Source organism: Gluconacetobacter diazotrophicus PA1 5 (genome assembly GCF_000067045.1).
Taxonomy (GTDB): Bacteria; Pseudomonadota; Alphaproteobacteria; order Acetobacterales; family Acetobacteraceae; genus Gluconacetobacter; species Gluconacetobacter diazotrophicus.
The window spans coordinates 2,778,415-2,800,560 of the sequence record NC_010125.1; the positions used below are offsets into that span (position 1 = coordinate 2,778,415).

A 22,146-nucleotide genomic window follows, 5' to 3' on the forward strand; every position below is an offset into this window, starting at 1 on the left:
ACCAGTACGCGCCCGCCAAGAACATTCACAGGAATAGACAATAGCAGGAGGTTGGCATGACCAACGACAAAACATCCATCGCGACCAGCGCCATCAGCAAAGTTTCCGACGTCGTGACGGGGGCGGCCGGCGACCATTCGGGTCTGTCCAGTCTCCTTGGCGCATATCTCGTTTCAACCGGGAAGGACGGCTTGATGACGCGTGCCAGAAACGTCGGCGTCGAAGCGGAAGTCAAGGAATGGTTGATGGAACGCCTGCCGCAGGAAACGTCCGAGGAGACCGTTACGGCTCTGGTGCCCGAGGATATCCTCGACACCTTTGCCTCGCAGACCGGCCTGACGAAATCGGCCACGGTTCAGGCGTTGCAGGAACAGTTGCCGCAGGCAACACACAAGCTGCGCGCGCACGAAGATTTCGTCAGGGCCTGACCGGAAAGGCACCGACAGTCATCAAGGCCGCTCCGCCACCATGTCCGGAGCACCGCCCTGTCGGGCCTTCCACAATCATCATACCGGTGCCAGTCCACAGCAGATCGCGTGAACTGCGTAGCTGTCGCAGCAGGAATTGAAGGTATCGGACGGATTTTTCTGATCAATAATAAGAATTTGCCAATAAACGCCCATCCAGGTTGCATGCAACCTTTCGCCATCACGACGTTACGAATTCATGTCTCAGACGAAGGGAACCCGGCCATGACCATTGATACGAAGAATGCTTTCCTCTCCGACGTGAAGACCCTGCGCGAACGGGCGCAGAAGTCTCTCGATGACGGAGCCGTAATGCCGTCCTACAAGGGGGACGTAAAGAAGACGATCGAGCTTCTTCAGGCGGTCGTCGCCACCGAACTTGTCTGTGTCCTGCGCTACACCATGCATTCCATTTCGGTCGAGGGCCTGACCAGCGAGAGCGTGGGCCGCGAGTTTGCCGAACACGCAGCGTCCGAGCGCAAGCACATGCTGGCGGCGGCTCAGCGGATTGACCAGCTTGGCGGGGTCCCGAACTTCAATCCGGAAGGACTGGCCACACGCTCGGCGACGGAATACGGCAACGGTGGGAATCTCGTCGAGATGGTCAAGCAGGACCTGATCGCCGAGCGCGTCGTGATCGAGCATTATCAGGAGCTTATCCGCTATTTCGGCGATGACGATCCGACCACCCGCATCATGCTCGAAGGATTCCTGGCGGACGAGGAAGACCATGCCACCGACCTCCACGACCTGCTGGTGGCCCATGAAGGTGTTCCGTTCCTCTCCTGACCGGCCCTGATCGGTTTCATCCTCCGGGCCTCAGACTCGGTGCTGGCCGACGATCTTCGACTTCAGGGTGTCTTCGATCAGTCGGGCTACCGTGGCGTCGGAATAGGTGTAGCCGAAACCGACGCGCTCGCCCGCCTGGACATGCACGATGATGATCGCCGCTTCCGGTCCGTCCGTCGGAAGGGTAAAGGCTTGCGCCGTGACGCCGTCGATCTGGAAGTCCGGACGACTCACGGCTTCCGGGACGGCAGGATCGAAGCCAGCATTTCCTTGGCCGAACCGAGAATGACGCTTGTACGCTCGGGCTCGGCAGGAAGCGAGGACAGGAATTCCCTGGCCTGCTGCAACGTGATGTGCGGCGGCAGGGGCGGCACGTTGGGATCGGTGCGCGCTTCACGTGGCCCAGAACCTGTCAGGCAGACGATCTTCCATCGATGGTCGCACCACGCGCCATCCCGGCTACGCAATCAGCCAGCGCATCCGCAAGCGGGTTGAGGATCGATCTCATGAAATCGGATGTCGAGCGTCCTGCACACGTGGCCGATCTCAAGTCTCTTTCGATGAGGGCTGTGTCCCGAGGTGTGGTGTAGGAGCACCGTTCCTCGAAGGGTTCGAGGTTATCAGGCGGCCACGGCGGGCAGGCTGATTGTGGGATTATGGCTGATGGCGGCCAGTCCTTCCAGCGTCATGTAACGTCGGCAGACCGCCCACTCGTCGTTCTGTTCGAGCATCAGCTGTAGAAGTTTGCACTTAATCTGACGGACGGCTTGAAGTGGCCGGCGTGGATGCTACGCGTTCATGTGGTGTTCGACGTGGCGCCCGATATCTTTTTCGCGGGCGTGGTGGGCTGCGTCAAGGAAGGTTTGCATCGGGGTTTTGCCGAAGCAGTATCGTCCCTGGTGGGTGCGATTGCGGTTGAAGTCATCCATCCATTCGTCGAGGTCTGCCTGGAGTTCGTGGATGCTGTCGTAGATCTTGCGGCGAAAAGTGACACGATAGAACTCGTCGAGCATGGTCTTGTGGAAGCGCTCGACGATGCCGTTGGTCTGCGGGCTGCGCGCCTTGGTGCGGGTATGGTCGATGTTCTCCACCGCCAGATAGAGTTCGTATTCATGGCGGTCATGAGAGCCGCAGAATTCGGTGCCCCGGTCGGTCAGCACGCGCTGGAGCGGGAGATCGTGCAGCTCGAAGAAGGGGATGACGCGGTCGTTGAGCAGGTCGGCAGCGGTAACCGGGGTCTTGCGATCATAGAGCTTGGCGAAGCCGACCTTGCTGTAGGTATCGACGAAGGTCTGCTGGTAGACGCGACCGACGCCCTTCAGGGGTGCCGACATAGAAGGTATCCTGGGCGCCGCAATAGCCGGGACTTCGGTCTCGACTCGCCCCAGGCCTCCTTGTCGGCCTTGGCCTTCTCCAGGGCCGCGCTGGCTTTCGGTGAGGATCAGCCGTTCCTGGGCCATCTTGGCTTCGAGCGCCTTGAGGCGGAGCTTCATGGTAGCGAGGTCGTGGCGCAGCCAGATGCTGCGCACCCCGAAAGGAGAGACGGTGACGCCGCGCTTGAGCAGTTCGTTGGCCACGCGGGCCTGGCCCCAGGCCGGTTGTTCGATGGCGATCGCGACCACTGCTTCCTCAACCGCCGGCTCGACGCGGTTTTTCAGCAAGGGTTTGCGGCGGGAGAGTTCCTGGAGCGCGATTTCGCCGCCTTTGTCGTAGAGCTCCTTGAAGCGGTAGAAGCTGTCGCGCGAATACCCCATCATCTTGCAGGCCTGGGAGACGTTGCCCAGTTGCTTCGATAGTTCCAGCAGGCCAACTTTGGCGCGGATGATCTTCTGGTCACGGGTCATGAGGATATCCTCCGATGGCTGCGGCGGGGGCTGCGTCGCCCGGCCACTCCGCCCCCGCCGCAGCCCTGGTTGAGCTTCAGCAGACACCATCCGTCAGATTTAGTCGAGACTTCTACACATCAGCGCGCCGACGAGGCGGATAATGGCGGCATCGTTGGGGAAAATGCCGATGACGTCGCAGCGACGCTTGATCTCCCTGTTCACCCGCTCGATCGGGTTCGTCGACGAGATTTGCGTCCAATGCTCCCGAGGAAAGCCCATGTAGGCAAGCACGTCCACTTCCGTCCGCTTCATGAATTCGGCCAGCTTCGGAAAGCCTTCGCGCAGCTTGTCGGTGACGTGCCGCCATTGGCGTGACGCATCCTCGGCGGTTTCCTGCGTGAAGATCGTGCGCAACAGGGCCGAGATGGCAGGACGCTGCTTCGCATGGGCATGGGCGAGCGCATTGCGCAGCCAGTGCACCCGGCAGCGTTGCAGGGTCGCATTGAACACGCGACCGGCCGCGGCCCGCAGTCCGGCATGCGCGTCGGCCACCACCAACTTCACGCCGCGCAGGCCGCGATCGGCCAGGGAGCGCAGGAAATCCGTCCAGAACGCTTCCGCTTCGGACGGTCCCGTCGCCACGCCGAGCACCTCACGACGGCCGTCCGTATTTACGCCCACGGCGATTATCACGGCAATCGAGACAATCCGGCCACCCTGGCGCAGTTTCAGATAGGTGGCGTCGATCCAGAGATACGGCCATTCGCCCTCGATCGGCCGAGACAGGAAGCTGTTGACCCGTTCGTCGATCTCGCCCACCAGACGACTGACCTGGCTTTTGGAGATGCCCCCGGCGCCCATCGCGCGGACGAGATCATCGACCGATCGCGTGGAAATACCCTGGACGTAGGCTTCCTGGATGACCGCCAGCAGTGCCTTTTCCGCCGTTTTCCGCGGCTCCAGGAAGGTCGGGAAATAGCTGCCCTTGCCTAGCTTCGGGATCGCAAGCTCCACCGTGCCCGCCCGGGTGTCCCAGTTCCGAGCGCGGTAGCCGTTGCGTTGGGTCGAGCGGGAGGCCGAACGCGCGCCAAGCGGCGCACCGGTCCCGGCCTCAACCTCCATCTCCATCATCCGATCGGCAGCGAACGCCAGCATCTCACGAACAAAATCGCCATCCGACGCTTGCTCCACAAGCTCCAGCAGCGCCATCTTCTCGTCGGTCATCGTCAGGTCCTTCAGGTTCAGTTCGCACCCGAACCCTATCAAAGACCGGCGATGGCCGCCTCAGCAGCCAGACTCGCTCCTACACCACACCTCGGGACACAGCCTTCGATGAGCCAGGGGGGCCTGCACCTTGGTGCCCTTGCCACCAATGCCGATACCGCGGCCCATCCCCTCATGGCTAGGTTGTCCCCCCTTCTGACCTCCGCCATTCTCGCCGGTGCCAGCCCGCAGATCGGGAACGTGGCGACCAACGGCGGCAACCTGAACCAACGGACACGCTGCCATTATTATACCTACCTCAAGATTCGCGACCGGCTCTCCTTCGCTTTCGCAATCGTCTCGGTCGCCGTCGGTCTGCAGATCGAGGACGGTATGATCCAGCGCGGCTGCATCGCGCTTGGCGGCGTGGGGACGAGGCCCTGGTGCGTCCCGGATGCCGGGACGTTGCTGTCAGTCCGCTGGGGGTCAAGGGCGTGGGTGAAATCGGCATGTGCGGCACAGGCGCCGGCGAGGGGCCCCGTTTCCGCCACAGTTGGTCGTAGGAGGAGCGGTTCATGTCCATTCGCGTCGGCGTCGCTGGCTGGTCGATCCCACCCGCGCTTGCCGGGCAGTTTCCATCGGTCGGCACACACCTTGAACGCTATGGCGCGCGCTTTTCTGCTGTCGAGATCAACAGCAGTTTCTACAGACCGCACCGGCGCACGACCTATCAGCGCTGGGCGGCGAGCGTCCCGCCCGAGTTCCGCTTCTCCGTCAAACTGCCCAGGACGATCACGCATGAGCGCCGCCTGATCGATTGTCGGTCGCTCATCGAACGCTTTGCCGAGGAAACGGGTGGCTTGGGCGACAAGCGTGGTCCCATCCTGGTTCAGCTTCCTCCGAGTTTCGCCTATCCCGGCGATGCCGCCGAACAATTCATCAATGATCTGAAGGGTATGATCACTGGATCTGTCGTTCTGGAACCGAGACATGCCAGTTGGTTCCAGCCCGAGGTCGACCACATGTTACGCAGGCAGCAGGTATCACGGGTCGCGGCGGACCCGGCCAAGCCATTGCGTGCGGCGCAACCCGGAGGCTGGGGCGGCCTCGCCTATTTTCGCCTGCACGGCTCCCCCCGCATCTACGAGTCACCTTATGGGAAAGACGCCATCGAAGCCCACGCGAAAGTCGTTGCTTCACTCGCCGAACGCGGCGCCGATATCTGGACGATCTACGACAACACCACATTTGGCGCCGCCACGCAGAACGCGTTTCAGCTTGCAGACGCTCTCGTTAATACAAACTCGGAAATGGCTCGTTCAGTGACCGATAGAAGCTGATGGTTCAACGGCAGGGAGCCGTCTGTTTCGTTGGCTCCCGTGACGTCATCGCAGACAGTATCCATCCACCGCCAGCAGTTCGGGATGGAACGCGGGGCTGTCCACGCTTGAACTCCTCTCAGCCAAACCAGGAGCCGGCCATGTCCGTGGAACCGTCACCCTTTTCATGAACATCGGACGGCATTTCCGCGTGCTCAGCCGAGGATCAAAGCGATTCTCGACAGGGATAATGATTTTAATTCAGCTCATTAACAAATGGCACAGCCACATTCATCTCGATATCGAACGAAATGTCTTGCCTCCTGCGTACCAGTCTGCATAGTTGACTGGACAACCGGTCAGGTTGCAGACAGCTTGCGAAGGCCCCATGGTTCCATCTCCGCTATATCAACAGATCGCCGAACGTCTCCGTCAGGAAATCGACGCGAGCAAGCCCGGCACAAAACTGGCGAGCGAACCGGCCTTGGCGAACGCCTGGGGCGTCAGCCGCTTTACCGTCTCCCGCGCGGTCGAGGCACTCGTTGACGAAGGGCTCGTCGTTCGGCGCCAGGGGGCAGGCACCTTCGTGGCGGATCGGCCTCTGCGTAGGACCCCGGGCATGCTTTTAAGCTTTACCGAGGCAGTGAAAGCCGCGGGACGGGTCGCGACGCACCGTCTATGCGCCTTCGAGAAATGGCCCGGGAACGGCGTGCCGCCCTTCGAAAGCGATGGCCCGGTCACGGTCATGGACCGCCTGCGCTACGTCGACGGCGTGCCTATTGCCCGCCACCATTCGGTGGTGCCCGAGGAACTGGTGACCGCAACCGGTCTGACCAGACAGATCGCGGCGCGCGAGGATTTTTCGTTCTACAGGTTTCTGGCGACGCATGGTTACCCGGTAGCAAGCGCCTCCGAACGGCTGAGCGGTCGCCTGGCCACGCCCGACGAACAGGTGTTGCTCGGCCTGAACGATCCCGCCGTTCTGATCGTCGTGCATCGCCAGTCCTTCGACGCTTCCGGCCGACTGCTCGATATGGTCGAGGCGGTCTATGACGCTCGCCATTATTATTACGAATCACGATTGATCAGGAATGCCACGGCGGATAGGGAGCCTGTCAATGACAAGACGGATGCGTCATCCACAGTTGACGGCGGTCCTGGTCTCGATTTCGGTCGCGGGCGCCTTGCCGGCCGCAAGCTGTCCGGCAAGAAGCGCTGAAGCCCCGCATGCCGTCCTGGTCGTCGGCCAGGGCGGCCTGGGCGACCAGTCCTATAACGATCTGGGTACCGCAGGCTTTCTGCAGGGTGTTCGTGACATCGGTGTCACGGGGCGCATCGTGGAAACCGCCTCGGTCGTATCCGAGGGCGCCGATATCCTGCGTCAGGCCGCGGCGGCGGGATTCGGACTGATTGTCGACCTGGAATACGCCCACGGTGCGGTCATCGCCGAAGTCGCGCCGCAATTCGCGCGCTGCCGTTTCGTGACATTGAACCAGGTTGTGCATGGACCCAACATCACATCGATCCTGTTTCAGGAACAGGAGGGATCATACCTGGCCGGGGTCCTGGCGGCAGCATCCCTGCGCGACCGTGCGCTGCCGGGCTTGGATCGCCATGCCGGCCTGGGCGTGATCGGCGGCGTACGGTCGGCGGGGATCGATAAGTTCATCGTCGGCTTCATCCAGGGCGCACGATCCATAGACCCGAAAATCACGATTCACGTCGCTTATGCCAATTCTTTTGGAGATCCGGCCCTCGGCTTCGAAATGGCGCGTGCCATGTATCGCGGTGGCGTCGGTATCATCTATGCCGTCGCCGGCACGACAGGGATAGGCGCCATACGGGCGGCGCGGGACATGAACCGCTACGCCATCGGCGTCGACCAGGACGAGGACGGTCTTGCGCCGGGGCATGTCCTGACCAGCATGGTCAAACATACAGACCTGGCCGTACGAAATGTCGTGCGGTCATGGCATGACGGAACGCTGCCCGACGACGGCGTGATCCGCATGGGCCTGGCCAGCGGAGGCATCGGCTTGAGCGACATGCGTTTCACGCGTGCAATCCTGCCTCCGGATGTCCTGTCCGACGTCGCACGGGCACGGAGCGATATCCTGAACGATCATGTTCATGTCTGGGACGTAACCGCCCAGGGTTATCCGGATTTCTATCAATGAACGCGTTGCCGCCCATTCGTATCGAGACGCGCGGCCTGACCCGTCTGTTCGGCACGTTCGTCGCCAACGACGACATTTCGATTCAGATCCATCGGGGGTCGATTCACGCCTTCCTGGGGGGCAATGGCGCGGGAAAGACGACCCTGATGCGCATGCTGCAGGGACTGTGCCAGCCCACCGGTGGCGACATCCTGATCGATGGCCAACGGGTTGTCCTGTCCTCACCGCAGGTTGCGTTCCGCCATGGAATCGGCATGGTCCACCAGGAGTTCAATCTTGTTTCCGGCCTGACGCTTCTGGAAAACCTCGTTCTCGGCGCGGAGCCGGTCGGCCGGTCCGGTGTGGTCGACTGGAAGGCAGCGCGTTGCGCGGCCGAGGAACTGGCACGCACGATTGGCGTCGCGGTCGACTGGGACGCGACCGTGTCGGCGACACCGCTTCATGTTCTGCAGGTTATCGAGATTCTCCGTATCCTGTATCGCGGCGCGGACATCCTGATTCTGGACGAACCCAGCGCGGTTCTGGCGCATGAACAGGTCGCCTCGCTTCTGGGGATTCTGCGTCGCTTGCGCGATAACGGGCGCACGATCCTGTTCATCAGTCATCGTCTGAACGAAGTCCTCGATATTGCCGACAGGATTACGGTTCTTCGGGAAGGGCGCCATCAGTCCACGATCGAGCGCATCAGCGCCGACCGTAACCTTCTGATGCGCGAAGTCACAGGAGAGGATATCGTCTTTACAGCCCCCGCGGAGCAGGTCGCGGGCGAGGTGTGCCTGACGGCGCGCGGCGTATGCGTCACCGACGATAGCGGCGTCGTTCGTACCAGGGATATTTCCCTCGATATCCGGGCTGGCGAGATACTGGCGATAACCGGTGCGCCCGGCCGGGGGCAGATTGAGCTTCTCGAGGTTCTGGCCGGCCTGCGCCGCGCGGCGGCCGGCACAATCTCCATCGACGGGCGGAACATCACCGCCTGCTCCGTGACGGCGCGCCGGCGTGCCGGCATCCGATATCTCAGCGCCGATCGCGCCACGGAAAGTCTGTGCCGGGATATGTCCATTCGCGACAACGCCATCGCGGGCCGCCATCGCGTCCGACCCTTCAGCCGGCTGCGGATTCTGGATCATGCCGCCATTCGCGCGCATACCGCGGCATTGCTGGACCGCTTTTCGGTCCGGCGGCCGGCCGACGACCTGCCGGTCGGCGTCCTGTCGGGCGGCAACCAGCAACGCGTCGCCCTGGCGCGCGAACTGGACGGTGCGTCCCGCATCTTGCTGGTCGCGCAGCCGACCCGCGGCGTCGATCTGGCCGGAATTGCCTTCATTCACGGCGTATTGCGCGATTTCGTCGAATCCGGGGGCGCCGTCGTCATGGTTTCGGAGGACCGGGACGAAGTCGAGGCGCTGGCTTCGCGCGTTCTTCAACTGCGCGAGGACGGGCGGTTGCTGCCCGTGCATGCGGCATGAACGGAGCGCTTCGTCTCTACTGGCTGACATCGTCGCTGCTGGCGCTGATGTTCGCCACCGCGATCATCACGCTCAGCGGCTTCAACCCGATGCATGTCCTGTCCGTGATCGTGCAGGCCGCATTCGGAAGCGCGGCCGCCCTGGCCGAAACCTGTTCGGCCGCGGCACCTTTGATCCTGACGGCGGTCGCGGCCGCGCTGTCCTTCCGCAGCGGCATCTTCAATGTCGGGATAGAAGGGTGTTTCGTGCTGGGTGGCCTGACGTCAGCGGTCACGGCGACGTATCTGCCAATCCTGCCGTCCCCTTTCCTTGTCACGATGACGCTGCTGGCGGGCATGGGTGCCGGGGCGGCCTGGATGGTTCTTCCGGCGGTCCTGTATGCCTGCCTCGGCGTGGATGAGATCGTCACCACTCTGATGCTCAATTTCGTGGCGCAGGCGGTGGCCGACGGCCTCGTGCAACAATTCTTCCTTGCCCCGGGTTCGGCGAATTCCGCAACGGCCATGGTTCCCGTGGCATCGCGTGTTCCCCATCTGCTGGCATCCGGTACCCTGGACGGCAGCTTTTTCGTTGGTCTCCTCGTCATCGTCTCGTACGGACTCTGGGCGCGCTACACGGTATCGGGGTTCGAGACGCGGATCATGGGACGCAATCGGCGTTTCGCTGCTGCCGTCGGCCTGCCGCGCACCCGTCTCCTGATCGGGACCATGGTCGTCTCGGGCGCCGTCGGCGGCCTGGGAGGCGGGCTGCACGTCCTGGGCAATCTGCATCGTTTCGTCGCGGGTTTCTCCTCCAATTACGGCTTCATGGGGCTGGCCGTGGCGATTCTGGGCGCGAATCATGCCTTCCCTATGGCCGTGGCGGCCATGGCACTGGGGGCGCTGAACGTGGCGGGCATCGGGGTCCAGCTTCTGGCCGGCCTGCCCGAAGAGGTCGTGGACCTGATCGTCGGAAGCGTCATCATTTTCTCGTCCGCGCGCCTGACGTTCGGACGTCCCGACATGTCGTCCCTGGCAAGGGGGGCGGAATGAGCCTGACGTTCCTTCATGACGCGCTTGCCGCGACGACGCCGATCCTCCTTGCCGCCCTTGGCGGAGCGATCAACCGCCAGGGCGGCACGGTGAACGTCGGACTGGACTCGTTCATCCTGGCCGGCGCCCTTGCCGGAGAAGTCGCGTCGGCGGTGACGGGTTCATCCTTGGGCGGGGTGGCAGGTGCCGCGATCGCCGGCGGGGGGACCGCAGCCCTGATGGCGGCTGTCATCCGCTTTGCCCGCACAGACCAGATCGTGACGGGCCTGGGCTTCGACATGAGCGCGCAGGCCGTATGCCGCCTGGTCGTCAAGCTCGCCTTCGGCGTTACGGGACTGCTGTCCCTTCCTGCGGCGCGACGCCTTCCAGTCGTTGCGATACCGGAACTTGGAACGCTCGATGCGCTGACGCTGCTGTCCTGGAGCCTTGTCCCGGCCTGCGCCTGGTTTCTCCGTCATCATCGGCTGGGACTTCGTCTGCGCGCGGCGGGCGAGTCACCGGGTGCGGCGACAGCCCTGGGTTTCGACCCAAAACGTCTGCAGGCCGCCGCCACGATCGCAGCGGGCGTGTTGGCCGGCCTGGCCGGAGCGGACCTTTCTCTTGGGATCGTCGGCGCGTTCAGCACGAATATTTCAAACGGACGCGGCTTCATGGCGCTGGCGGCTTTCTATATCGGCCGGGCGCGTCCCTTCTCCACGGCGGCGGCGTGCCTGATGCTGGGCCTGCTGACCGAGGCCGCCATCCATGCACAGGCCGACGGATTGCCGACAGCGCTGGCGCAGGCCGCGCCCTATCTGGCCGTGATCTGCGTGCTGGGCGCCCAGGCCGTCGCCAACCGTCATCAGCCCAACCTCCAGCGCATGCTGAAAGGACTGAAAACATGACTTCGCGACGCAAGATCGCGCTGCTTCTGGTCGACGTGATCAACTCGTTTTTCGATCCGGGTGAACCCAATTACTATCCGGGCGCCGAAGACGTCCTGCCTGTCATTGCGACCATGCTGCGCGCGGCGCGGCAGCATGGGCATCTCGTCATCCATGCCGCCGAACGGCACCGGACGTTCCACGATGATTTCGAGTGGAAGAAACTGCCGATTCACCATCTGGAAGGCGACCCGAGCACCGATTTCGTCACCGGGTTCGAGCCTGCCGGACCGGCCGAGGCCGTCATCTACAAGCGTCGGTACAGCGCCTTCTTCGCCACGGATCTGGCCCTGTTCCTGCATGAGCAGAATGTAACCCATCTCATCATCGTCGGCGTCAAGACGAATTGCTGCATCCGCGCCACCGTGCAGGATGCCTTCGCCCATGGCTTCACCCCCATCGTTCCGCGTGAGGCGACCAGTTCCAATCGCCCCCACCTGGCCGAAGCATCGCTGGAAGACATCGCGCGGTATTTCGGCGAGGTCGTGTCGGCAACCGAAGCCGAGAAGATGCTGGGATGAGCCGCGTCGCCGTCCTCGGCTATGCCAGCATGGATTATGTCATCGTGCTGGGTGGCGCGATCACGCCTGGCCGTACCAGCCTGATCCGCGCGCGTCCGACCGACGGATGGCCGCGTGTCGGCGGGGCCCCGGCCTTCGTATCCCGCGCGATGAACCGGGGTGGCATCGCCCACCCCGCGATCATCAGCCAGGTCGGTGACGACGCGCTGGGATCAGCCTATCGCACCGCCCTGCAGGCCGACGGCGCAGACGTGCGCTGTCTCGATGTCGTTGCCGGAGCCCGGACGCCGGTTACCGCGATGATCTATGACGCGACCGGCGAATGTGCCTGCCTTTACGAGCCGCTGCGCAATCCCGACGGCACGGAGCCGGCACACCTGTCCGGGCGACAGATCGCGCTGCTGGAACAGGCGGAGTGCGTGTGCCTGAGCGTTGCCCCTGCCGGGATGATCCGCCAGGCGCTGCGCCATGCCAGACCGGACGCGATGCTGGCCTGGATCGCGAAGAACGATGCCGATGCCTTTCCCTGCGACCTGGCGGCGGAAATCGCAGGCCGCGCCGACATCATTTTCAGCAGCCTGGCCGAAGCCGACATGGTGGCGAAGGCCGGACGCGATGCCCCCGCCCGACCGGGACAGATCCTGATCGAGACCCGGGGGCGAGACGGTGCCTGCATCCGCAGTAACGGCGTGAGCAGGCACCGGATGACGAATCCCGTGACGGTTATCGACCCGTCAGGGGCCGGCGACACGCTGGCAGGCGGCATGCTGGCCGCCCTGATACGCGACAACGCCGATCCGGATACTGCGCTGGGCGCCGGCATGGAGGCCGCGCGAGCCATGCTGTCCGAACGGCAAAACGACAAGAGAGCCTAAGGAACATGTCAGAACGCGAAGATATAAAAACGGCCTGGTATATCGGCGCGACGTCCGCGGACGTCGGCAAGGTGGCGATCCTGGTCGGAGATCCGGCCCGCGTCGATAGAATCGCCCTTCTACTGGACGATGTGCATCGCGTGCCGATCAGCAGGGGATTGCAGACCATCACCGGCACCCACGCCGGCCGGCGGGTCACGGTAACCGCCTTCGGAATGGGGGCGCCGATCGCCGTGGTGGTCATGGAGGAACTGCGCGCTCTGGGGGTCGGGCTTTTTCTGCGCATCGGCACCGCGATGGCGGCCGGACCGGTTTCCCTGGGTGATTTCGTGGTTGCGGAAGGTGCCCTGCGCCGCGAAGGAACTTCGGCCAGCTATGCCCCGGCGGGGTATCCGGCATTGGCCGACCGTTCCCTGAACGAGGTGATTCTCGATCGCCTGAAATCCGGAAAACACCCCTATTATTCAGGGGTCTTCGCAAGCTATGACGGTTTCTACTCGGAGATGTTCACCCTGCCCGGCGCGCGCCAGCGGGTCCGTCCGGAACTGCTGGCCGATATCGGGAACTACGGCCTGATCGCAGCCGACATGGAGACGTCCGCCCTTCTGGTCGCGGGACGCATGCTGGATGCGCGTGTTTCGAGCCTGTGCATGGCCACTGTTGACCCCGTAACCCAAGCCAAGCTGGACGCAGCCGCCACGACCGCCACCGAACACGAACTGTTCCAGATCGCGCTCGACAGTGTTTCGAACGCCTCCTTTCACGAGGAAGAGGAGACAGACTCATGACCGATATCATCAACGAATATTTCGATGTTCTTGCCTCGCGTCTCGAATTCGTCAAGACGACGCAGCACGATGCCATTCGGCGCGCGGCGCGGCTCTGTGCCGACAGCATCGCGGACGACAAGCTGGTCTTCACCTTCGGAACCGGCCATGGGGCGCTCCCCGCGATCGAGACGTTTCCACGGACAGGGACAATCGCCGGATTCCGGCCGATCGTCGAAAGCAGCATGATCTCGTTCCATCGCGTGCTGGGCGACCAGGGGGCGCGGCAATACCGTTTCATTCACGCGGTCGAAGGCTATGGCAAGGCGATCCTGTCATCGCATCAACTGCTTCCGGGTGACACGCTCATCCTGTTCTCGCATTCCGGTATCAACGCCGTGATCCTTGACATGGCGCTTGAGGCGCAGGCGCAGGGTATGGCGGTTATCGCCGTTACCTCGCTCCCGCACTCCTCGACCACGCAATCGCGCCACTCGTCGGGAAAGCGGCTGTTCGAGGTCGCGGATGTGGTGATCGATACGGGGGTGCCCAAGGCCGACGCAAGCCTGCGCATCGCTGGACTGGATGCGCCGGTGGGTGCCAGTTCGACCAGCCTGACGATTGCCGTCGCGCATGCCATCGTCTCGGCTACCGCCGAGGAACTGGTCAGGCGTGGCATTCAGCCGTTCGTGATGGTCAATCCGAACACGGAACACAAGGCGAGCGCCACGCAGCAGAATGACCGGAACTACGCCGAACTGTGGCGTCGCCTGCGCGGACGCTGAGAAAGGGTCGAGACATGACGCGACTGCTGTTCATCAATGGCACATGGGTCGACGCCGTTCGCGGAAAGCGGCGAACCATTCGCGATCCTGCAACCGGCGCCGATGTCGGCGTCACCGCGTTGGCGACGGCGGAGGATGTCCCGCGCGCTGTTGTCGCGGCCTTGCGTGCCCAATCGGGATGGGGGGGCACGGAACCCGATCGGCGGGCACGGATTTTGCACCGCGCGGCGGACTTGATCACCGAACGTGTCGACAGGATCGCGGAAATCCTGACCCGTGAGCAGGGCAAGCCCGTTGCCGACTCCCGCAAGGAAATTCTGTTCGGTGTCGAGGTCCTGCACTACTATGCCGAGGAAGCACGACGCCTGGGCGGAACAATTCGCCCATCAGTCCGTCCGGATCTGCGTAGCCTGGTCACGGATGCACCTGTGGGTGTCGTCGCTGCGATCGTACCGTGGAACTATCCGGTAGATCTCTACGTCTGGAAGATTGCCCCCGCCCTGGCTGCGGGATGCGCCATGGTCGTCAAGCCACCACCGGAAACGCCGCTGGCGATCGCGGAAATCGTCCATTGCCTGTCCGATGCCGGATTGCCGCCAGGGGTGCTGAACGACATTCCAGGCGACGGGCCGGATGTCGGCGCAGCGCTGGCGGCCCATCCCGACATTCGGCTGATTTCGGCCACGGCATCCGTGCCCGCAGGCCAGTCCATCATGCGACAAGCGGCCGGAAACCTCAAGCGGGTGGCCCTCGAACTCGGCGGCCAGTGTCCGCTTCTCGTTCTCGACGACGCCGATATCGAGGAAGCCGCGACTGCCGCAGTGCGACGCAGCTTCTCCAACATGGGACAGATCTGCATTGCGGTGAATCGTATTCTGGTCGCACGGCCGGTCCTGGACAGGTTCCGCGCCGCCATGGTCGAAGCGACGCAGGCCATTCGCCTCGGTCACGGCATGGCACCGGGCACGCTCTACGGACCGGTACTGGCCGAGCCGGTACGTGCGCGGGCCGCGCAGCACATCGAGGACGCACTGCATCGCGGTGGCCGGCTGCTCTGTGGCGGTACCATTCCCGAACAGGATGGTCTTGACGCTGGTTACTTCTTTCAGCCAGCGGTTCTCGACGGCGTTCCCGACGATGCGCTGGTCATGACCCAGGAGACGTTCGGCCCCGTCGCCGCGATCCGTTCCTTCGACACGATCGCCGAAGCCATCGAGGTGGCGAACGCGCTTCCCTTCGGCCTGGCCGCTTACATCTACGGCCGCGACCTGGAACGCGCCTGGGCCGTCGCGGATCGAATCGAGGCTGGTGGCATCGGAATAAACGTAAACGATGTCAGCGAGCTCCAGGCGCCATTCGGCGGCTGGAAGATGAGTGGCTTCGGAAGGGAACTGGGGCCGGAAGGCCTGGCAACGTATCGCGAAACGAAACATGTCCGCATGCGTGTCCGGCCGCTACCCCTGTGACAAGTCGGGCGGAAAGCTCGCATTGCGTTGATATTGTTACGATATCGAATTAAATGCCCCATTGTGGCGTGAAGAAAAGGGACTTTGTCATGTCGAGACGACTCGCCGTCATACTCCCTCTGTGCGTCCTTTATTCCGGGACACATGTCTGGGCGCAGGACACTGCCAATACCAAGCCGTCAAACAGTTCGCGTTCATCCCGCGGAAAGACCGACCCCGCGCCGCCGTCCCGGTCGCCGGAACAGATTGTCGTCACGTCGAACGGCACCGACGCCACCAACGGCGTGACGGGGCCTGGTACGGGAGCCGGCCTGATTCGGCGCGAGACCGCGCCGCGTTCCCAAAGTTCGGTGTCGGCTGACTACATCCAGAAGCAGGCGCCCGGAACCAGTGCGCTGCAGCTTGTCAAACTGCTGCCAGGCGCGAATGTCGGCGGGTCCGACCCCATCGGATTGTCCGACCAGTCGACAATCTCGATCCGCGGGCTTGGCCAGGACGAAATCGGCTATGTCATGGAAGGATATCCGCTGAACGACAGCGGCATTTATATCCAGGACGCATCCGAATGGGCGGATTCCGAAAATATTTCGAACATTTCGCTGGCTCAGGGGGCAGCGGGCCTGTCGGACCCCGTATATACAGCGGCCGGCGGCGTCATGACGGTAACCATCCGCGACCCATCGAAGAAATTCGGCATACTGGCCGATGCGGCCTATGGCACGTTCAACACGAATCGCGATTTCATTCGTCTTGACACGGGTGAGCTTGGCAACAGCGGCGTGAAGGCTTTTGTCTCCTTCTCCGGTGCCAGCAGCAAGAATTCCCATGGACCCGGCCGGAACCATCGACGCCATGTGGATTTCAAACTGTTGAAGGAGTGGGGGACGGCCAATCGCGTCAGCTTGTTCGGCTCGTACAATAGCCGCGACGTGGCCTATTACGAGGAACCCACGATGTCGCAATGGAACGCGCTGGGCTACTCCGCCAATTATGCCGGAACGTTCACACCCGGAGCGACGAACTACTGGAAGTCCTTTATTGGTGGCTGGAACGACCTGATCATCAGCATGCCATCGAAATTCACCTTGGTGCGGAAACTGACACTTGATGCTTCTCCCTATTTCTACTGGGGCAGCGGCTATTATCCCGGTGGCACGCTCGTAAACGAATCAGGAAACTATCTTGGCACGACCTATCTGCCCGGGAACCTGAATGTTCCGGGTGCCATCAACGGTCAGTTCAATGCACTGGGGCAATATCTGGAGCAGGAATACAGCTACGGGATCAATACGGCGCTTCATTACCACGTAGCACATAACGACATCACGTTCGGGTACTGGTACAGCTATCAGACCAACGCCGTGCAGCAGCCCTTTGCCGCACTGGGCCCGACCGGCGAAGCCGCGAACGCCATGGGTGGCTACAGCGTCAAATATCCAGACGGGACCGAACTGCTGTCCGGCGACAATTACACCCAAACCCAGATCAACGGCCTGTATATCGGCGATCATATCTCCCTTCTGCAGGACCGTCTTCAGATTGGCGCGGGTTTCAAGGAAATGATGTTCGACCGCAAGGGACGAAATTACCTGCCGGGACCGCAGAGCACGGTCAGCGACAACACGTCCGCGCCTCTGCCGCAATTCTCGATCAGCTTTCGCCCGGCGCCAGAACACCAGATCTTCGCGTCGGCCAGCGGAAACTTCCGGCCGCCCTCGACCAGCAACCTGTATGATGCCTACAGCATTACGAGCGGCAAAGTCGTGAGCATCCCGAATACGGAGCTGAAAAACGAATATTCGATCCAGGAGGAACTGGGATATCGCTACCAGGGTGCATTCATCGGATCCCTCACGTTCTACAATTACAATTTCACCAATCGCCAGATCGCGACGGTCGTGAATGAAAATGGCAGCCTGGTCTCGACCTACATGAACGCCGGCGGTCAGACATCACGCGGATTCGATGCGGAAATCGGCATGCGCCCCTATCACCATTTCAGTCCCTATGCGTCAGCTGAATACCTGCACGCGACGATCGACAATAACATGGTGACGGCCAACGGCACGCTGCCGACGGCAGGCAAGATCGCGGTGCGCAGTCCGGCATGGCAGGCCGCGGTGGGACTTTCCTACGATGACGGTACATTTTTCGCTAATGGCAGCATGAAATATACCGGCAGCCAATATGGGTCCTTCATGAACGACGAAAAAATGCCCGGATACATTACGGGCGATCTGGCATTGGGCGTGCGCGCGAAACACGTTTGGATTGCCAAAGCGCCCGAGTTTCGATTAAATTTCATCAATATCGGCGATACGCATTTTCTGTCGGGCGTTGCCTATCCCACGTTAAATGCGCGAACCTACGGCAAAATTACCGGATCTCCTGCCACGTATTTTGTCGGATCCGGATTTGCAATGATCGGGTCGGTGCAGATCGCCTATTGAACAGAACCCCGCCCCCCTGAAATGCCCCCGATTTGAAGCGAGGTCTACTTACTCCTCCGGACCCTGGCTCAGAACCGAGGGCACGTTCGGGACAGGGTCAAGATGGTCGAACCGGCATGTTTCCCGTGCCGCGTTTCGCGGCAATAAAAAATCCACCCGATTGGGTGGATTTTCCATCTTTTATCAAATGGTTGATCAGGAAGACGCGGGATAGGAGCCCGTCATGACGCGGCCCCGGGCATGGCCTCGTAGGACGCGCGGGCGGCATCCACGCCGGCCCCGCGCGGCAGGGCGTGGCCTTCGGCGGCCAGCACGGCTTCCAGCGCGCCCAGCGTGATCAGCACCTTGTGCTTCATGGCGTTGTAGCCCATGGCGCCGATGCGCCAGATCCGGCCCGCCAGCGGGCCGAAGGCGGTGCCGATCTCGATCTCAAACTCCTCGCGCATGCGGGTGCGGGCGCGCTCACCATCCACGCCGTCGGGGATGAACACGCCGGTGACGTTGGCCATGCGGTACGCATCCTGGCCGTACAGCGTCAGGCCCATCGCCCGCAATCCGGCGGCCATGGCCTCACTCGCGGCGCGATGCCGGGCGAAGCGCGCCTCCAGCCCCTCTTCCACCATGATCCGCGCCGCCTCGCGCGCCGCATAGAGCATGGAGGTCGCTTCGGTGTGGTGGTTCAGCCGCTTCTCGGACCAGTATTCCATGATCATGGCCAGGTCGAAATAGTTCGATCCGATCCGCGTCCGGCTGCCATCCTGGGCATCGGCGCCCCTGATCCCGGCCTCGACATGCCGGCGGGCCATGATATGCGCCGCCGCCCGGTCCGAAATCGTGATGGGGGCCGAGCCCGGCGGACCGCCCATGCATTTCTGCAATCCGCCCGTCACCACATCCACGCCCCAGGCGTCGGTCGCCACCGCCATGCCGCCCAGCGTCGCCGTGGCATCGACATAGGACAGCACGCCGTGCCGCCGGCAGATCGCCCCCACGCCGTCCAGCGGCTGGGCCATGGTGGTCGAGGTATCGCCGTGGATGGTGGCGAAGACCTGCGGCCGGTGTTCGATGATCGCGGCCTCGATCTGCTCCGGGGGCGCGACCTCGCCCCACGGGATGTCGATGGTGCGGATCTCGGCGCCGATGCGCTGCGCGATTTCCGACAGCAGCAGCCCGAACCGGCCCGCCCGCAGGATCAGCAGCCGCGCCCCCGGCTCGACCAGCGAGACCAGGGCGGCCTCGATCCCCGCCCGCGCCGTGCCGTCGACCAGGAAGGTCCAGCGGTTTTCGGTCATGAACACCTGGCGGTACAGCGCCATCGTCTGGTTCATGTACCCCGTCATCTCCGGGTCGAACTGGCCCAGCATGTCCGCCGTCATCGCGCGCAGCACGCGCGGATGCACATTCACCGGCCCCGGCCCCATCAGCAGCCGCTGCGGCGGATCGATCTGCCCGAACATATTGTTATTCCCAATATATGTCAGAAAATTTCTCAGAGCGTGAAATTGACCCGCCCATAATAATATCCGCCCGTCATCGGAACCTGCGACGAGAACGTATCATACGGATTCCCCCCAAGCTGATTCAGATAACCGGGAAGCTTGCGTGGGCGGATGTTGAAGATATTGTTGGCACCGACAGCCACATGCCAGCGCGGGCTTACACGATAGCCGATTTCCAGGTCGGTCAACCAACGCGGCGTATTCTTGAATTGCGCGAAACAGACGCTCGACTGTTCCAACTGTCCACCGCCCGGGCATGTCGCGGCCGAAGGCGTCCAGTCCTGATATGTCATCATGCCCGTCGTCTCGCCGTACCGGGTCTGGCGCAGATTGACATCCCAGGCGCCGACGGTCCAGTAGGCGTTCAGGATGATCTTGCTGCGCGGGAAGCCAGTCGTCAGATAGCCGATATTCTGCGCATTCAGCAGCGGCGAACCTGTGCCGGACAGGCCGTTATGCGTCAGCCGGGTACGGTTCAGATCCAACGCCATGGACAGGGCGACATTACCGTACTGGTGCATATGCACCATGTAATCGGCCTTGATGTCCAAGCCCTGCGTCCGGGTACTGGCACCATTCGTGAAATAATAGGTCTGAACGGAATTTTCCGACTGCTGTGTCAGGGCCGGCAGCGAGACCCCCATCTGTTCCAGCGCGGCGACGGCAACCGGACCCGTGACGTTGCCCCCCTGCACCACACGGTCGCGAATGTTGATCTGGTAGACATCCGTTTCGATATGAAAGCCATCGACCGGTTCCAGAACGATGCCGCCGCTCGCGCTCGTGGACCGTTCCGGCTTCAGGGGCGAAGCACCCGTTGCCGCCGCCTCCGGCGACGAGACCGGCAACAGCCCGAGAACGGATGTCGGCCCGACATTGATCGCACTGTAATGCTGCTCGGCCATTGTGGGCGCACGAAAGCCGTTGCTGATGGTCGCCCGCACCCCGATCCGGCGCGTGAAGTCATAGCGCGTCGAAACCTTGCCGTTTTCGGTGTTGCCGACGTCGGTATAATGTTCGAACCGTCCGGCGAAATCGAGGTCCCATTTCCGCGTGGGATGGAAATCGCCATCCAGGTACGCTGCCCAGATATCACGATTCCACTTCCCGGCATCCTGCGGCGTCAGTCCCGCCAATGCCGACGTACCGCCATATTCATAAGATGCCGGCTCGCCCGCAGTCACGGTGTACTGTTCCATCCGGCTTTCGCCACCGAATGCCAGTGTCATCGGAACGACGTTGGCGATTCTGAAATTCCTTCTGAAGTCGAGGTTGTTCGTCCACTGTGCGAGGCGGAAATTCTCGTTGCGGACGGTGGTCGGTGTGTAGCCTGTCGCGGCATACATATTAGGATTGGTGGTATTCTTCGTGCTGATCTTGTCCAGGTCTTCCCCCCAGGTCGTACTCAGGTCCCAGTCGAAGCCGAACAGACGTCCGCCTTTCAAACCAAGCGTGGCAGCATAGTCGTCCTCGTCGATCGTCTCCAACGGCGAATAACCAGAGGGGAACAGTTCCGGATTGCTGGCGCTGGTACCGGATGGCAGACGATAGTTCTCGTATGCCTCGGCATGGCGGTGCCCATACGTGATCTGGCCGTATAGTTGTATGTCTTCTGTAATCGGCTTGCCGAAATCGATGCCGAGATTCTCGCGGGTTTCCTCCGGCGTGCTCATGATCTTGTTGGAATCGCCGGGAACGTTCAAAGATCCCGTATACAGCTCATTCTGCACGCCGGGCGGGGTGTAACCAGCGAGGCGATTATCGAGCGTTTTTGTTACGAAATGGTCGGTATGATAAACTTGGGCGGCAATATGCATATAGCCGTCGCGACCCAGCTTGAACCCGCCATCGGCATTGAGCTGATACTGCCAGCCATCACCATTATAGGCGTTCGCACCGGTCTGAGAACTGATGTCGAGGCCATGATCCTGCTTCTTGGTGATGATATTCACCACGCCGGCAATCGCATCGGACCCGTACATCGCGGCGGCGCCGTCTTCCAGTACCTCGATATGGTCGATCATATTGGACGGAATCATGTTGAGATCGACCGGCGTCGAACCGAAGTTCGGTCCCGCATCGGCATTGATGTTGGCGGTCGTGTGGCGGCGCTTGCCATCGACCAGAACCAGGACCTCATTCGGATTCAGCCCCCGCATGCGAATGGAGGCCGTCAGTGCTCCCGCATCGTTGCCCATTGTACTGACATTGATCGACGGATAGGTTCTGGTCAGAGCATCCGACAGATTCAGCATACCCGAACGACGCAGCGTCGCAGCAGAGAGAACCGTGACGGGGCTTGTGCTTTGACGGGCATGGCGGTTGCTGGCATGCGTACCGGTTACGATCACGTTTTCCTCGCTGGCGGCCGCACGGGTGGGCGAGGCCTTGGCCTTTTTCGCATGCGCGGATTTCTTTGAATCCTGGGCGCTGCCGTCGGCTGTCGCCGCGACGGACACCCCGGTCCAGAGGCCGAAGGACAGAATCGTGGAATAAAGAGCAAGCTTGCGGATATTCATGTCGACTCCATCGGTCCATCCCACTCCGGGGGACCCGCGTTGCAGGCGGTTAAGGGTATT

General features: G+C 62.2%; 19 protein-coding genes and 3 pseudogenes. 16 read left to right on the plus strand and 6 right to left on the minus strand.

Going from position 1 to position 22,146, the window contains the following annotated elements:
- Positions 1-56: 56 nt before the first annotated feature.
- Both GDI_RS12745 and GDI_RS12750 read left to right on the plus strand, forming a co-directional pair.
- Positions 57-428: a YidB family protein gene (locus tag GDI_RS12745; RefSeq protein ID WP_012226781.1), complete on the plus strand. Its 372-nt coding sequence runs from the start codon at positions 57-59 to the stop codon at positions 426-428.
- A 264-nt stretch (positions 429-692) separates the two neighbouring features.
- A complete protein-coding gene (locus GDI_RS12750; RefSeq protein ID WP_012226789.1) occupies positions 693-1,256 on the plus strand; it encodes a ferritin-like domain-containing protein in 564 nt (187 codons plus the stop codon).
- 30 nt (positions 1,257-1,286) lie between these two features.
- On the opposite strand, the gene GDI_RS12755 is transcribed toward GDI_RS12750, so the two are convergent.
- Positions 1,287-1,490: a mandelate racemase gene (locus tag GDI_RS12755; RefSeq protein ID WP_012553416.1), complete on the minus strand. Its 204-nt coding sequence runs from the start codon at positions 1,488-1,490 to the stop codon at positions 1,287-1,289.
- Positions 1,487-1,723, minus strand: coding sequence for a hypothetical protein (locus tag GDI_RS20630; protein ID WP_390614182.1), 237 nt, complete (start codon positions 1,721-1,723; stop codon positions 1,487-1,489). Before GDI_RS20630 ends, GDI_RS12755 begins: the two co-directional genes overlap by 4 nt.
- Between GDI_RS20630 and GDI_RS20635 the strand changes: the two are divergent.
- Positions 1,651-1,902: pseudogene (locus tag GDI_RS20635) on the plus strand (hypothetical protein); the annotation flags it as partial. The gene GDI_RS20630 and the pseudogene GDI_RS20635 overlap by 73 nt on opposite strands.
- Before the next feature lie 142 nt (positions 1,903-2,044).
- Here the strand turns inward: GDI_RS20635 and GDI_RS12765 are convergent.
- Positions 2,045-3,100 carry an IS481 family transposase gene (locus tag GDI_RS12765; protein ID WP_231854118.1) on the minus strand — a complete coding sequence of 352 codons (1,056 nt, stop codon included), beginning with the start codon at positions 3,098-3,100 and terminating at the stop codon, positions 2,045-2,047.
- A gap of 102 nt (positions 3,101-3,202) precedes the next feature.
- A pseudogene (locus GDI_RS12770) lies at positions 3,203-4,306 on the minus strand (IS256-like element ISGdi8 family transposase); the annotation flags it as partial.
- Positions 4,307-4,414: 108 nt separating this feature from the next.
- Between GDI_RS12770 and GDI_RS19200 the strand changes: the two are divergent.
- From GDI_RS19200 to GDI_RS12830, 13 genes and pseudogenes are all read left to right on the plus strand, one after another.
- A pseudogene (locus tag GDI_RS19200) lies at positions 4,415-4,792 on the plus strand (FAD binding domain-containing protein); the annotation flags it as partial.
- Between the two features lie 68 nt (positions 4,793-4,860).
- Positions 4,861-5,625, plus strand: a complete 765-nt coding sequence (locus GDI_RS12775) for a DUF72 domain-containing protein (protein ID WP_012226804.1) — start codon at positions 4,861-4,863, stop codon at positions 5,623-5,625.
- Positions 5,626-5,992: 367 nt separating this feature from the next.
- A complete protein-coding gene (locus GDI_RS12780) occupies positions 5,993-6,823 on the plus strand; it encodes a GntR family transcriptional regulator (protein ID WP_012553417.1) in 831 nt (276 codons plus the stop codon).
- Positions 6,723-7,781: a BMP family lipoprotein gene (locus GDI_RS12785; RefSeq protein ID WP_231854119.1), complete on the plus strand. Its 1,059-nt coding sequence runs from the start codon at positions 6,723-6,725 to the stop codon at positions 7,779-7,781. The genes GDI_RS12780 and GDI_RS12785 overlap by 101 nt, the downstream gene beginning before the upstream one ends.
- Positions 7,778-9,250 (plus strand): ABC transporter ATP-binding protein, encoded by a 1,473-nt coding sequence (locus tag GDI_RS12790; protein ID WP_012226807.1) that lies wholly within the window; start codon positions 7,778-7,780, stop codon positions 9,248-9,250. The genes GDI_RS12785 and GDI_RS12790 overlap by 4 nt, the downstream gene beginning before the upstream one ends.
- On the plus strand, positions 9,247-10,281 hold the full coding sequence (locus tag GDI_RS12795; RefSeq protein WP_012226808.1) for an ABC transporter permease: 1,035 nt from the start codon (positions 9,247-9,249) through the stop codon (positions 10,279-10,281). The genes GDI_RS12790 and GDI_RS12795 overlap by 4 nt, the downstream gene beginning before the upstream one ends.
- Positions 10,278-11,165: an ABC transporter permease gene (locus GDI_RS12800; protein ID WP_012226809.1), complete on the plus strand. Its 888-nt coding sequence runs from the start codon at positions 10,278-10,280 to the stop codon at positions 11,163-11,165. The genes GDI_RS12795 and GDI_RS12800 overlap by 4 nt, the downstream gene beginning before the upstream one ends.
- Positions 11,162-11,725 (plus strand): cysteine hydrolase family protein, encoded by a 564-nt coding sequence (locus GDI_RS12805; protein WP_012226810.1) that lies wholly within the window; start codon positions 11,162-11,164, stop codon positions 11,723-11,725. Before GDI_RS12800 ends, GDI_RS12805 begins: the two co-directional genes overlap by 4 nt.
- Positions 11,722-12,600 (plus strand): carbohydrate kinase family protein, encoded by an 879-nt coding sequence (locus GDI_RS12810; protein WP_012226813.1) that lies wholly within the window; start codon positions 11,722-11,724, stop codon positions 12,598-12,600. The genes GDI_RS12805 and GDI_RS12810 overlap by 4 nt, the downstream gene beginning before the upstream one ends.
- Positions 12,601-12,605: 5 nt before the next feature.
- The gene (locus GDI_RS12815) at positions 12,606-13,388 is read left to right on the plus strand and encodes a nucleoside phosphorylase (protein ID WP_012226816.1); all 783 of its coding nucleotides are present in this window, start codon (positions 12,606-12,608) and stop codon (positions 13,386-13,388) included.
- Positions 13,385-14,152, plus strand: a complete 768-nt coding sequence (locus GDI_RS12820; protein WP_012226818.1) for an SIS domain-containing protein — start codon at positions 13,385-13,387, stop codon at positions 14,150-14,152. Before GDI_RS12815 ends, GDI_RS12820 begins: the two co-directional genes overlap by 4 nt.
- A 14-nt stretch (positions 14,153-14,166) precedes the next feature.
- Entirely contained in the window at positions 14,167-15,618 is a 1,452-nt protein-coding gene (locus GDI_RS12825) for an aldehyde dehydrogenase family protein (protein WP_041249439.1), read from the plus strand.
- Positions 15,619-15,707: 89 nt separating this feature from the next.
- A complete protein-coding gene (locus GDI_RS12830; protein WP_041249440.1) occupies positions 15,708-18,068 on the plus strand; it encodes a TonB-dependent receptor in 2,361 nt (786 codons plus the stop codon).
- Between the two features lie 221 nt (positions 18,069-18,289).
- Here GDI_RS12830 and GDI_RS12835 read toward each other — a convergent pair whose 3' ends face one another.
- Both GDI_RS12835 and GDI_RS12840 read right to left on the minus strand, forming a co-directional pair.
- Complete coding sequence (locus tag GDI_RS12835) at positions 18,290-19,525, minus strand: pyridoxal-phosphate-dependent aminotransferase family protein (RefSeq protein ID WP_012226827.1); 1,236 nt, start codon at positions 19,523-19,525, stop codon at positions 18,290-18,292.
- Positions 19,526-19,557: 32 nt separating this feature from the next.
- A complete protein-coding gene (locus GDI_RS12840) occupies positions 19,558-22,086 on the minus strand; it encodes a TonB-dependent receptor plug domain-containing protein (protein WP_041249441.1) in 2,529 nt (842 codons plus the stop codon).
- Positions 22,087-22,146: the final 60 nt, after the last annotated feature.